The 11,932-nt window shown below is 66.0% G+C and carries 13 protein-coding genes; 2 read left to right on the forward strand and 11 right to left on the reverse strand.

Going from position 1 to position 11,932, the window contains the following annotated elements; genetic code table 11:
* The 6 genes from ACRDUX_RS10925 to ACRDUX_RS10950 form a co-directional block, all read right to left on the reverse strand.
* The coding region (locus ACRDUX_RS10925; RefSeq protein ID WP_526413750.1) for a haloacid dehalogenase type II at positions 1–592 on the reverse strand (592 nt) is incomplete at its 3' end.
* Positions 593–785: 193 nt separating this feature from the next.
* On the reverse strand, positions 786–1,079 hold the full coding sequence (locus ACRDUX_RS10930; protein WP_526413752.1) for a sigma factor-like helix-turn-helix DNA-binding protein: 294 nt from the start codon (positions 1,077–1,079) through the stop codon (positions 786–788).
* Positions 1,080–1,275: 196 nt separating this feature from the next.
* Positions 1,276–1,863 (reverse strand): gluconokinase, encoded by a 588-nt coding sequence (locus tag ACRDUX_RS10935; RefSeq protein WP_526413754.1) that lies wholly within the window; start codon positions 1,861–1,863, stop codon positions 1,276–1,278.
* 30 nt (positions 1,864–1,893) lie between these two features.
* Positions 1,894–2,688 (reverse strand): SDR family oxidoreductase, encoded by a 795-nt coding sequence (locus tag ACRDUX_RS10940; RefSeq protein ID WP_526413755.1) that lies wholly within the window; start codon positions 2,686–2,688, stop codon positions 1,894–1,896.
* Positions 2,685–3,422 carry a fumarylacetoacetate hydrolase family protein gene (locus ACRDUX_RS10945; protein ID WP_526413757.1) on the reverse strand — a complete coding sequence of 246 codons (738 nt, stop codon included), beginning with the start codon at positions 3,420–3,422 and terminating at the stop codon, positions 2,685–2,687. Before ACRDUX_RS10945 ends, ACRDUX_RS10940 begins: the two co-directional genes overlap by 4 nt.
* 33 nt (positions 3,423–3,455) lie before the next feature.
* Positions 3,456–4,886, reverse strand: a complete 1,431-nt coding sequence (locus tag ACRDUX_RS10950; protein WP_526413759.1) for an MFS transporter — start codon at positions 4,884–4,886, stop codon at positions 3,456–3,458.
* A 265-nt stretch (positions 4,887–5,151) separates the two neighbouring features.
* Here ACRDUX_RS10950 and ACRDUX_RS10955 point away from each other — a divergent pair, with 265 nt between their 5' ends.
* Positions 5,152–6,183: a D-2-hydroxyacid dehydrogenase gene (locus ACRDUX_RS10955; RefSeq protein WP_526413761.1), complete on the forward strand. Its 1,032-nt coding sequence runs from the start codon at positions 5,152–5,154 to the stop codon at positions 6,181–6,183.
* Between the two features lie 60 nt (positions 6,184–6,243).
* A complete protein-coding gene (locus tag ACRDUX_RS10960; RefSeq protein ID WP_526413763.1) occupies positions 6,244–7,026 on the forward strand; it encodes an IclR family transcriptional regulator in 783 nt (260 codons plus the stop codon).
* Positions 7,027–7,074: 48 nt separating this feature from the next.
* Here the strand turns inward: ACRDUX_RS10960 and ACRDUX_RS10965 are convergent, their stop codons facing one another.
* From ACRDUX_RS10965 to ACRDUX_RS10985, 5 genes are all read right to left on the reverse strand, one after another.
* On the reverse strand, positions 7,075–8,100 hold the full coding sequence (locus tag ACRDUX_RS10965) for a cation diffusion facilitator family transporter (RefSeq protein ID WP_526413765.1): 1,026 nt from the start codon (positions 8,098–8,100) through the stop codon (positions 7,075–7,077).
* On the reverse strand, positions 8,097–8,507 hold the full coding sequence (locus ACRDUX_RS10970; protein ID WP_526413767.1) for an ArsR/SmtB family transcription factor: 411 nt from the start codon (positions 8,505–8,507) through the stop codon (positions 8,097–8,099). Before ACRDUX_RS10970 ends, ACRDUX_RS10965 begins: the two co-directional genes overlap by 4 nt.
* A gap of 75 nt (positions 8,508–8,582) precedes the next feature.
* Positions 8,583–9,515, reverse strand: coding sequence for an NAD(P)-dependent oxidoreductase (locus tag ACRDUX_RS10975; protein ID WP_526413769.1), 933 nt, complete (start codon positions 9,513–9,515; stop codon positions 8,583–8,585).
* An 11-nt stretch (positions 9,516–9,526) separates the two neighbouring features.
* Positions 9,527–10,042 (reverse strand): nitroreductase family protein, encoded by a 516-nt coding sequence (locus ACRDUX_RS10980; RefSeq protein ID WP_526413771.1) that lies wholly within the window; start codon positions 10,040–10,042, stop codon positions 9,527–9,529.
* A 53-nt stretch (positions 10,043–10,095) separates the two neighbouring features.
* Positions 10,096–11,556, reverse strand: a complete 1,461-nt coding sequence (locus ACRDUX_RS10985; protein ID WP_526413773.1) for an FAD/NAD(P)-binding protein — start codon at positions 11,554–11,556, stop codon at positions 10,096–10,098.
* Positions 11,557–11,932: the final 376 nt, after the last annotated feature.

The following is an 11,932-nucleotide window of genomic DNA, read 5'->3' on the forward strand; positions in this document are numbered from 1 at the left end:
TACCCGCGCTCTGCGCTCCGATGGTGTCCCACGCATGCGCGGCAACCATCATGCACTCCGACACCGGTACGCCCATGTCGGATGCCACCCGGCGGTACAGATGGGTCGAGGGCTTGTAGACGCCCGCCGAGTCAACGGTGTACTGCTGCTCGAAGTACTGACTCAACCCCGCGTTGTCCAGGGGCGATGGGACGTTCGGCCGATGCGGGGAGTTGGTCAACGTGGCCAGGCGGTAACCGTCGGCCGCCAGCCGCTCCAAACCTGGCGCCGCGTCGGCATGTGCAGGCATGGTGCGCATGGCCTCGGCCAGCTTGCGCTGGTCGTCCTCGGTCGGTTCGACCCCGCGAATCTCCGCAACCATCTGCAGTATTGCCTGGCCAAGGCCAAAGAAGTCGACGTACAGGCCCGACAGGGTCAGGGTCATCGAATACGTCACCAACTCGCCGAACCAGGTACGCAACACTGCGGCGTCTCCGAAGATGCGCTCGAAGGTCGGGCCCAGGGACTCGATGTCGATGAGCGTTTCGTTGACGTCGAACACCAGCACGGACGGTGCCTCCTCGGCACGAACGCCGCGAAACGGGTTGGCCACATTCCAATTATGGGTCCGCGGGTCCGGTCGAGTTGTCGTTATGGAGAACCATTTCGTCAGAGGTGGTGGTCGTTCTTGCTGAATTGCGCGGCGCGCTCGGCGATGACGACGCACGGCCACAGCAATCTCTACGCCAAATCCCAGGAGCTTCCGGTGATTTGGGATCGCCTGCCAGCTACCGGACGGCCCGTCGTCAACAGGCCTGAACGTCCTTGCCCGCAGCGCTGGATCGCGCGGTCGCACCGTGCGTCAGGAGCATCTGCAGCGCGTCGTGCAATCTCGATTTGACGGCGCAGTCGCTTATCTCGAGATCAGCGGCCGCTTGGCCGGTCGTCCAACCCCAGTAGAAACACCGAAGCACGACGGCTCGTTCGTCGGGGGACAGTTGCGACATCGATCGCGCGATCCGCGTTCCATCCGAGTCGGCCCGCTCGGCTCGGCTGCATCGACCGTCTCGACGTCCCCTCCTGCGGAAGGCGGCGTTCACACTTCAACCGCGGTCATAGCCCCACGGTCCGCGCTCTAGGGTCGGGTGTCGTTACTGCTGCCAACCATCCCGCATACCTGCCAGCTGCAATAAACGGGCTCGACCCGGTCCTTCGAGGCACCGCGGCTGACCCCGCGGGGCCTCTGTTCGTGGTGATCGGTCGCGGCGGGTTGCTCGCCGTCGGCAACCAGTCGTCTCAGAAGTCGTCCAGCGGAGGTGCTGACGAGTAGCCGGGAGCCTGTGCACCCAACGCTGACGAGAAGGCCTCGGGATGAAGCCCGAGTCGCCGGATGATCTCGGCGGAGATCTCCGCGGGCCGCGCGGCGACGCTGATGGTGAGGACGCGCTCGTCGGCGGCGGCGGGTTCCAGGCAGTCGAGCTGGGATTCCAGCAGCGCTGGGGGCATGTAGTGATTGATTCTCGCTGACAACCGGTTTCGGATCTCGTCTTGAGAGCCGGTGAGGTGGATGAACTCCACATGGGGTCCGCGGAGCCGGTCTCGGTATTCGCGTTTCAGTGCCGAACAGGTGATGACGCCGGGGATGCCTGCGAATTCGTGCTCACGAATCCACGAAGCGACGGCATCCAACCAGGGCCTGCGGTCGGCGTCGGTCAGCGGTTGCCCGGACGCCATCTTGTCGACGTTCTGCGCCGTGTGTAGGTCGTCGCCTTCCTGGAAGTCCCAGCCCAGTTGGCCGGCGAGCAGACGGGCGACAGTGGACTTTCCGCAGCCGGCGACACCCATCAGCACCAACACGGGCTGTTGAGCCGAGGGCTCGGGCATGGCAGTTCCTTTCAGATCCGAAAGAAGGTGCTAGACAACGGCAGTCATGCCACCGTCGACGAACAGCACTTGACCGTTCATATACGAGGAGGCGGGGGAGGCGAGGAAGATGGCGGGCCCCACGAGGTCGTCGACGGTGCCCCACCGGCCAGCGGGGGTGCGCCCGAGTATCCAGGTGTTGAACGCCGCGTCGTCGACGAGTGCCTGCGTCATCTCGGTGTGGATGTATCCCGGTGCCAGGCCGTTGATCTGCAGTCCGCCCGCGGCCCACTCGGCCGTCATGGCGCGAGTGAGGTTGCGCAAACCGCCTTTCGCGGCGGTGTAGGCGGCGATCGACGGCCGCGCCAGATCGGTCTGCACCGAGCAGATGTTGATGATCTTGCCGGATCCTCGGCGCAGTTGGTGCCGCGCGACCTCGCGACCGACCAGAAATGCGCTGGTGAGGTCGACGTTCAGCACGCGGTTCCAGTTGTCCAGGCTCACGTCGAGCAATGGCTCGCGATGCTGCATCCCGGCGTTGTTCACCAATACCTCGATCGGCCCGATACGCCTTTCGATATCCGTTATGGCGGAGCGGACCTGTTCGGGGTCGGTCACGTCGAACCGGGCAGCGTGCGCCATGTCGGGGCCGAACCGCTCGCTCAGCATGTCGCGGGTCCGCTCGAGTCGGGTCTCGTCCATCCCGTTGAGGACGACCCTGGCGCCGGCCCCGGCGAGCCCCGCTGCAATGGCCAGCCCGATACCCCTACTCGACCCGGTGACGACGGCCAACCGGCCGGTCAGGTGGAACAGACGGGCACTGACGGTCAGATCGGGTGGTGTCATCGTGCGCGCACCGGGTTGGACAGCGTGCCGATACCGCCGAGCGTGATCGCGCCGTGGTCGCCGGGCTTGACCGGGGTGAAAGTGCCGGGGGCGCCGGACAGTACGACGTCGCCAGGGCCGAGGCTGAGGTAGGAGGTCAGGTAGACCAGCTGCTCGGTGATGCTCCAGGCGAGGTCCGCTGTGCTGGCGCTCGCCTGCTCCTCGCCGTTCACGTGGACGGTGATCGGCACGACCGAGGCGTCGAGGTCGGTCTCGATCCATGGGCCGATCGGAGTGAAGCCGTCGCCGTTCTTGGACTGCGTCATCTTCTCGTCGAACGCCACCTGGTCGACCGCCGTCACGTCGTTGCCGATGGTAAAGCCCAGGATGGCCCCCGGCACCTGCTCGGGCGTGAGGTTGCGGCAACGGTGCCGGATGACGACGGCCAACTCGCCTTCGATGTTCACCTGGCCCAGCCGTTCGTCGACCAGGATGTCGTCATCGGGACCGATGACGGTCCGCGGTGACTTCAGGAAAGCCTGCCGCGGCAGCTCGCGGTCACCGGGCCCGTTGTGCGCCATCCCGAGAACGACCAGCGGCTCGACCGGCGCGAGGAGCCGCGCCGTCCCGACCGGATACTCGCTGCCGGTGAACCGTGGCGGTGTGGCGAATGGGTCGACGATCTCCAACCACCGGTCGGAGTCCTGTACGACGTGATGCTGGCCGGTTCGGGTGGCGATGCGGGCAATGCGCATGGGGGACTTGCCTTCTCGGGTGGGTTGTGGAGTTCAGGCGGGGACGGGCCGGCTGGCGTCGGTGGTGCGGTAGGAGTGGTCGAGCGGCCCTGGCCTGGCGGCGATGTCGGCTTCGGTGTCGTTCGCCGCGTCGGTGAGCAGGGTGAGGTCGCGGGCACGTGTCTCCGGCGTGTGGAACGTTGCGTACAGCGTGATCAGCGTGAGGACGATGACGTACACCGCGAGCGGAATCCAGGAGTTGTTGAACCAGCCGAGCAACAGTGCGCCGACGAAGGGGGCGATGCCGCCGGCGATGATGGCGCTGAATTCGCGGCAGACGGCGACTCCGATGTAGCGGTGCTGGGAGCCGAACAGTTCGGGCAGAGCGGCGCACTGGGCTCCCAGCATCACGTTGACGCCTACGCCGTAGGAGATCGCGATGACGATGACGGTGACGACGGGATTGCCCAGCGACAGCAGCGGCCAGGCCACCGGGGCGAGTGCGAGCTGGATGACGGCACCCACCCGGTACACCTTCATCCGGCCGTACTTGTCCGACAGTGCGCCGGCGAACGGGATCGTGATGAACCCGATGGCGGCGCCGATCACCACCGCCAGCGGTCCGATGGACTTCTGCACACCCAGGGTGCTCACGTACGTGATCGTCAGCGTTTGGTAGATGTAGGAGCCGCCATTCTCGGCCATCCGCAGGCCGATGCCGCGCAACACGGTCGAGCGGGACGTCTGCATGAGCTCACGGAACGGCTTCTGGCTGACCTGATCCTGCTTCTCGAGCTTGACGAACGTGGGGCTCTCCTTGAGTCGGAGGCGGATCATGACAGCCACCGCGATCAGGAAGATCGATGCGAGGAACGGGACCCGCCAGACCCAGCCCAGGAGTGCATCCTCGGGTACCTGCCCGAGGCCGACGAACACCGCCGATGCCATCAGCGTGCCGAGCATGATGCCGACGAAGGGCAGCGCCGAGTAGAAGCCGCGCCGCCGCACCGGTGAGTATTCGGCCATCAGGGTCGTGGCCCCGGCTTGCTCGGCGCCGGCCCCGAATCCTTGGGCGATGCGCAGGATCACCAGCAGAATCGGCGCAAGGACCCCGACGTGTTCGGCGGTGGGCAGAACACCGATCAGCGTGCTGCTTCCGCCCATCAGGGCGATCGTGAGCATCAGCACCCACTTGCGGCCCAGCCTGTCGCCGAGGGTGCCGAAGAAGAGGCCACCGAGGGGCCGGGCGAGGAAGCCGATCGCCAGCGTGGCGAGGCTGGCAACGGTGCCTGCCGAGGCGCCGAGTGCCGGGAAGAAGATCTTGCCGAAGATCAGTGCCGAGGCCAACGAGTACAACGCGAAGTCGTAGTACTCCAGGGCGCTGCCGACCGAGGCGGCCAAGGTGGCTCGCTTCAGGTTGCGTGCGTAGTCGGGATCGTCGCTGCCGCGATGGGCGTCGGACGACGATGGGTGCTGCTCAGCCATGTCCGCTCTCCGATGTTTGATCCCGCTGGTGATTCATGTGATGGGACGAGTCCCGATGTGATCTTCACCATACGACAATGCTGAACTGAGTTCAATAGAGCGAACAAAATCCGAAAAATTCGCCAGAGTGAAGATTCGTACATAGGTGGAATGGACACTGTTCAACTGGTTGAACACAGGATATGATCGACGCCACTACCAGAGAGAGGGCACCACCGTGGCTTTCAACCCGACACCCCAGCGACCACGTCCCGAGCGATTGCGGGTGGTGGCCTCTACCCCAATCAGTGAAGAACTGATCGACCGCGTCGTGCGGGCGGAGCCGCGCATCGACTTCGTCCGGGATCAGTCGCTGCTGGCACCGCAACGCTTTGCCGGCGACCACGCCGGGGATCCGTCCTTCCGTCGTGCCGCCGATGAGCAGCAGGCCTTCGACAAACTGGTCGACTCGGCGCAGGCGCTCTACGGCGTGCCCGACGAGCAGCCCGCCGCGCTGCGGCGCACGGTGCGTAACAACCCGGGCCTGCTGTGGGTGCACACCATGCCCGCCGGTGGCGGCAGCCAGGTCAAGGCGGCACAGCTCACGGAGGACGAGCTCGCTCGAATCAGCTTCAGCACCTCGGCCGGGGTGCACGCCGAACCACTGGCCGAGTACGCGCTCTTCGGTCTGCTCGCCGGGGCCAAGACGCTGCCGCGGCTACTTCAGCAGCAACGCGACATCCGCTGGACTGACCGTTGGGAGATGGGGTTGTTGAGCCAACAGCGCATCCTGCTCGTCGGGTTGGGCGGTATCGGCCGGGTCGTGGCGGCCAAGCTCGCCGCATTGGGTGTCACGGTGGTGGGCACCAGTCGATCGGGCACCCCCGTCGCCGGGGTGGACGAGCTCGTGCACCCCGACGATCTCGCCCACGCCGCGCGCGATGTCGACGGGATCGTGGTCAGCCTGCCCGGCACGGCGGCCACCGAAGGTCTGGTGGATGCGAAGGTCCTGCGCGCGGCGAGGCCGGGCTTCACTCTGGTCAGTGTGGGGCGCGGCACGGTCATCGACGAACCGGCCCTGATCGACGCACTGCGCGACGGGCATGTGGGATTCGCAGCGCTCGATGTGTTCGCGTCCGAACCGCTGGCGCCCGACAACCCGTTGTGGACTGATCCCAGGGTTCTGGTCAGTCCGCACACCGCGGCCCTCAATTCGGCGGAGGATCGGCTCATCGCCGAGTTGTTCGCCGACAACGCCACCCGGTTTCTCGACGGGCTTCCGCTGCGCAACCTCGTTGATACCGTCGAGTTCTACTGAGCACAGTGCTGCGCTACCGCAACGATGAGTCCGACATATATCTCAACCCGAGGAGAAGCCATGGCAGACGAGGCTGAGCGCGGCGCAGGCAATTCGCCGGCGGTGACACGCTCGATCCGCATCCTCGACCTCCTCGCGGAGGCCCGCGGAGTGCCACGGACGCTCACCGAGATCGCCCGTGAATTGGGCCTGGCAAAGTCGTCGGTGTCGAATCTGTGCACCGCGCTCGAGGAGGGCGGGCTGGTTCGGCGCAGCAGCGCCGGGTATCTGCTCGGACGGCGCACCGTCGAGTTGGGTAGCGCGTTTCTGGCCGGCTTCAACCAGCTTCGCGAGTTCTACCGCGTCTGCGAGGAGTCCGAGGTGTTACGGCACCAGCTGGTTCAGATCGCGTTGCTCGACGGCGCACAGGTGCTGTATCTGGCGGTGTTCGAGGGCCGTCAGCGTTTTCCCATGTCGGCCAGCGTGGGGGACCGCTACCCCGCATCGGTCACCGCGGTCGGTACCGCGTTGCTGTCCGAGTTGACACCGACCCAGATCGCCGAACTCTATTGGGACACCAGCAATCTCGTCGGATTCACGAAGAAGTCCACCTCCACACTGGCCGAGCTGCAAGAGAAGCTGGAACGCACCCGCGAGCGCGGGTACGCCGTCGACGACGGGGAGGTCCACCCGACCGTCCTCGGCCTAGCGATCCCCATCCCCGGTGGCTCCGGAGAACCGTCGTTCGGTATCGGCGTTTCCATCGTCCACCCCACCGGTTCCGCCGATGAGCGCACCACCATCCTGGCCGCCTTGCGCAGCGCCGCGGCCAGCCTCACCCGACCACGACTGCTCACCGCCTGACGGGCGCCGGGTCGACATCGCGGTGGGAGGTTGCCCGACGCCAGTCCGTCAGAGGGTGTCGGCAGAGGCGGGGTAGGCGTGAATCAGTGCGGTGGACAGCTTCGGGACGGCATGGGTGAGAGTGTGTTCGGCCTCGTGCGCGATCCGGTGCGCTGCGGCAAGGCTCATCGAGGGATCGATGTCCAGTTCGGCATCGGCGTGCAGGTGGTGCCCGATCCAGCGCATCTTGACGCTGCGCACCTCGGTGACGCCGGGTTCGGCGGCCAGCGCAGCTTCGGCGGTTTCGATGAGTCGGGGGTCGACGCCGTCCATGAGGCGGCGGAAGACGTCCCGTACGGCGGTGCGCAGGACCGCGAGGATGGCGACGGTGATCAGCAGGCCGACGATGGGGTCGGCCAGGGGGAAGCCAAGGGCGACGCCGCAGGCGCCGAGGAGCACGGCCAGCGAGGTGAATCCGTCGGTGCGGGCGTGTAATCCGTCGGCGACGAGCGCCGCCGAGCCGATGCGACGGCCGACGCGGATGCGGTAGACGGCGACGAGTTCGTTGCCGATGAAGCCGACCAGACCGGCGGCGGCGACCCAGCTGACGTGCTCGATCGGTACGGGGTTGACCAGGCGGCGGATCGATTCGATCCCGGCGACGACGGCCGACAGGGTGATCATCGCGACCACGAACAATCCCGCGAGGTCTTCGGCGCGACCGAAACCGTAGGTGTAACGGCGCGTGGCGGCCTTGGTCCCGAGCGCGAACGCGATCCACAGGGGAATGGCGGTCAGCGCGTCGGAGAAGTTGTGGATGGTGTCGGCCAACAGCGCGACCGACCCCGAGACCGTCACGATCACCAACTGGGCGATCGACGTGGCGCCGAGAACGAGCAGGCTGATCTTCACCGCCCGGATGCCCGCGGCGCTCGATTCCAACGCTCCGTCGATGCTGTCGGAGGCGTCATGGCCATGTGGCGCAAACACTTCCCGAAGCGCGGCCCCGATCCTGCCACCGCGTTCGCCGTGGTGGTGTTCGTGGCCGTGGTGGTGTTCGTGGTCCGTGGTGTCTGGGTGAGCGTCGTGAGTCATGCCCCACCTGTCCGTTTCGACCGGGCGACCGTGCCCGAATGCAGGGTCGCCAGTTCGGCGGCGTCGCGGTGATGGCCGGGTACGCCCGGTCCGGCGTGTTCGGCGTTGAAGACGGCATCGGTGACCAGTTGGCCGATGTGGTCGTTGTCGAGGCTGTAGAAGATCGTGGTGCCCTCGCGTCGGGTCCGCACGAGTCGCGCCATCCGCAGCTTCGCCAGGTGCTGCGAAACCGACGGAGCGGGTTTTCCGATATGAGTGGCGAGGTCGTTGACGGACATCTCTCGACTCACCAGCGCCCACAACACCTGAATGCGGGTGGCATCGGCCAGCATTCGGAACACCTCGACCACCAGGTCCACTTGCTCGTCGGGAAGTCGACGACTACAAGCATCCATACCTGCATTCATACGCAAATAGTAGGTCAAGTGGAGCGGTCGCGGCTAGTCCACTCAGCCCCTCGTCGTGTTCGAGCTGAATCGCATTCAGGGATTCAAGTCGGTGCCGGGTCCCGCCACCAGGTTCGGTGGCTGGTCACCTCGGCCGTACGCCTCGATCTGGTGGAGCGCGACGGTCCACGCCCGCTCCCAGGCTCCGTCGGTGCTCCCGGCCACGTGCGGCGTCAGCAGAAGGCCTGGCGCGGACCACAGCGGATGTCCAAGCGGTAGCGGTTCCGGCTCGGTGACGTCCAGCGCGGCACGGAGCCGACCGGAATTCAGCTCCGCCAGGAGCGCGTCGGTGTCGACTGAAGCTCCCCGGCCCGCGTTCACGACGACCGTGCCATCGCGTAGCCGCGCAAGGAATTCGGCGTCGACGATGTGTCGGGTCGCTTCGCTCGCGGGCAGCATGACGACCACCGCGTCGGCCAGTCGCAACGGCCCATCGACGTCTGCCAGCGCGTGGACTCCCGGCCTGGTCCGTCGTCCGACCAGCGTGACTTCGGTCTCGAACGGCGCGAGTCGGGAGGCGAGGTTGACCGCCAGATCGCCGGCACCCAGGATCACGATCCGCTTGCCGATGAGGGTCTCGGTGTTCTTGGGCCGCCAGACGCCGTCGGACTGATGCTTGCCGAACGTCACGAGGTCCCGGTAGATGGCAAGCAGCGCGGCCACCACCCACTCGGCCGACGAGCCGCCGTGCGCGCCCCGCCCGTTGGACAGCATCACCCCGGCGGGGAGCAGCGGCAGCCACTGCTCGAAGCCTGCGTTGAGGGTCTGGACGAGACGGAGGTCGGGCAGCTCAGTGAATCTGGCCCCGATCGCAGGCGCGTTGCGGTAGCCGACGACCACCACGGTCGCGTCCCGGTGCCCGGCTGGAAAGGGCTCGCCTGGCCGGTAGGGAATCGCCTCGATGCTAGGCGGTGTGGCGAACGCCTCGAGGCCGAGGTCATCCGGCACCAGGACTTTCAACCGTGGCACGTCATCCGCTCTCACCAGTGACCGCGACGGACCACCTCGGGGAAGGGGCGCCGATTGGGCTTCACGATCGGCTTGAGCGGACGATCGGCGGGATATCCAACACCGAGAAGGTACGAGACGAGGTGATCGTCGGGGACTCCGAGGATGGCGCGGGCCTTGGCCTGATCGCCCACCGACGAGTGGCCCGTGCCGATGCCGAGATCGGTGGCGGCGATCGTCATCGCCGTCGTCGCCTGCCCCAGGTCGTATTGATCGATCAGTTTGGTCCGTTCGTCGGCGGGTTCGGGGACGATCAGGGCGATCGCCGCGGCGGCCGATGCGATGTGGCGGGCGCCCTGCCACACCGTGGAGAGCTCCTGGAGCTGATCTCGGTCGGTCACGATGACGAAGTCCCAGTGCTGGCGGTTCGATGCCGACGGCGCTCGCCACCCAGCCTCCGCGATGCGGTCGAGGTCGCCCTCGGGAATGGGGTCCGGCAGGTAGTCCCGTACATTGCGGCGGGCACGAATCGCGTCCCAGGCTTCCATCTCATCCTCCGTCGTCGTGAATCGTCAGCCAGTGCAGGGGGGTGCACTGCCGTTCAGATCATGTACTCCAGCTGAAGCTGGCTCTCCTTCTCTTCGGTATGCGCGGTGCCGAGCAGTGTCTCGGCGACGTGCCTCGCCTGCACCCGCAACTCCGGCACGGCGATGGTCTCCCAATAGGTACCTCGCAGGATGGGACCCAGGGCGAGCAGCCACGGCGACCGGTCGCCTGCGCTGGTGAACACGGTGTGATCGGAATCCAGGTGGATGCCCATGTCGGTGGCGTCGGGGGCGATCGCGCCCCGGCGGAGCAAGTTCTGCAGAAGCACCGATTTCGAAGCGGTGAATTTCGTGGAGGGTCCGGTCGCATTGATCACCAGATCACCCGTCAGTGAACCGCCCTCCTCCAACTCGACGTTGATTCGGTCCTGCGCCGCCACCAGTCTCACGATCGATCCGGCGTGAACCCGCAGCTGCCCGGTGAGTTGTGAACTGGCGATCTGGGAATGGAGATCTGGTGCGATGCGATGGCGGAACACATTCCAACGGGCTGCGTGTTGCCTTGCGAAGGTCAGCCGCTCCTCGCGGCTGAAGGAGCTCCAGATGTGTTGCGTGTGCGGGCGCAACTTGTCCACGATGATCGCGGGGTTGGCGTTGCGCTCGTGCAGGATCAAGCAGTGCTCTTCGATCAGCGCCAGCAGTTCGTCGAGTCCCAGGGCCGTGAGGTCGACGGCTGCCGGGGGGAAGTCCGGATACTCGATGCCACGAAAGTGCGCATGGGGAAACCACCCATGGCGGGAGACCGCATGAATGGTGCCAAGCCACCCCAGGGCCCGCAGCGTGATGATGGCATCGACCGCCGTCAACCCCGTGCCGAGAATGACGATGCTTCCATCGTGTGGCGGTAAGCGTTGTTCCCATGCTTGCCAGGGGTTTCCGATCCAGGCGGGGTGACCCTGGAGCGCTTCGGCTCCCGGCAGCGCGGCGGGCGGTTCGTTGCCGGTGGCCAGGACAACGCGGTCGGCCTCGATGGCCGATCCATCTGCCAGGCGTACCAGACACTCGGTCCCGCGCGGCTCGACGTCGATCACGTCGCCGAGGACGAACTCCGACGAGGCGGGTGTCACCTCACCCGGGCTCTGCAAGTGGTGCTGCACGATGGAGCGCAGATAGTCACCGTAGATCTGTCGAGGGACGAAGCTTTCGCGCAACTCGATCTCGGGAGTCGATTCGAACTCCGAGCGGGTTCGCAACCACTGCAAGAAGTGATCGGGTTCATGCGGAAACGCGGACATGTTCCGTGCCGCGACGTTGAGCAGATACTCGGGCCGCCTCAGTGCGTACGCAACCCCGCGTCCAACCCGACCCCTGTCGTTGATCACGGTGATGCGTAGTGGTCGCTCGCTGAGGCGGGCGATGTTCACCGCGCTCATCGAACCGCTGAAACCGCCTCCGACGACGACGATGCGCGGCGGGCGCTCTGACGGTGGATCCGCGGGCCCCCCTGTCGGCGTCACGTGATGAGCCGCTGGTCGGAACGGCACCGGAACACGACGTCCCCTTTCGCCATCGCCCATTTGGGTACGACTCGGGGTCGTTCCCTCGGGGCGGATTCAATCGTGTCCCGTCACCATCAACCCTCGGGCATGCGTGCGCAACCTGGCCCAATTTTAATCTGCCGGGATTTTATGAGTCCGCTCGATCCGTCGATTCGTGCTCCGTTCGTCTGGCGTTTCCGTCTGCGGCGTCCTATGCTCATTGCACAGCAACTCGTCATTTTGCAATGCACAACGGAGACGCCCATGCGGAACAACTCGTCGTCGCTACGGCGGGCGCTGACGATCCTCGACGTGGTCTTTTGCAACTTCACCCGAACGCTCGAACGGGCCAAGG

The sequence above is a fragment of the Mycobacterium sp. genome (assembly GCF_050701675.1).
In the GTDB taxonomy this organism is placed as follows: Bacteria; Actinomycetota; Actinomycetes; order Mycobacteriales; family Mycobacteriaceae; genus Mycobacterium.

Excerpts from the sequence above, each read along its gene's own strand:
- ACRDUX_RS10935 (WP_526413754.1), bottom strand. The coding sequence starts at position 1,863 with ATGCCCGAGCCCTCGGCTCAACAGCCCGTGTTGGTGCTGATGGGTGTC.
- ACRDUX_RS10940 (WP_526413755.1), bottom strand. The coding sequence starts at position 2,688 with ATGACACCACCCGATCTGACCGTCAGTGCCCGTCTGTTCCACCTGACC.
- ACRDUX_RS10945 (WP_526413757.1), bottom strand. The coding sequence starts at position 3,422 with ATGCGCATTGCCCGCATCGCCACCCGAACCGGCCAGCATCACGTCGTA.
- ACRDUX_RS10950 (WP_526413759.1), bottom strand. The coding sequence starts at position 4,886 with ATGGCTGAGCAGCACCCATCGTCGTCCGACGCCCATCGCGGCAGCGAC.
- ACRDUX_RS10960 (WP_526413763.1), top strand. The coding sequence starts at position 6,244 with ATGGCAGACGAGGCTGAGCGCGGCGCAGGCAATTCGCCGGCGGTGACA.
- ACRDUX_RS10965 (WP_526413765.1), bottom strand. The coding sequence starts at position 8,100 with ATGACTCACGACGCTCACCCAGACACCACGGACCACGAACACCACCAC.
- ACRDUX_RS10970 (WP_526413767.1), bottom strand. The coding sequence starts at position 8,507 with ATGAATGCAGGTATGGATGCTTGTAGTCGTCGACTTCCCGACGAGCAA.
- ACRDUX_RS10980 (WP_526413771.1), bottom strand. The coding sequence starts at position 10,042 with ATGGAAGCCTGGGACGCGATTCGTGCCCGCCGCAATGTACGGGACTAC.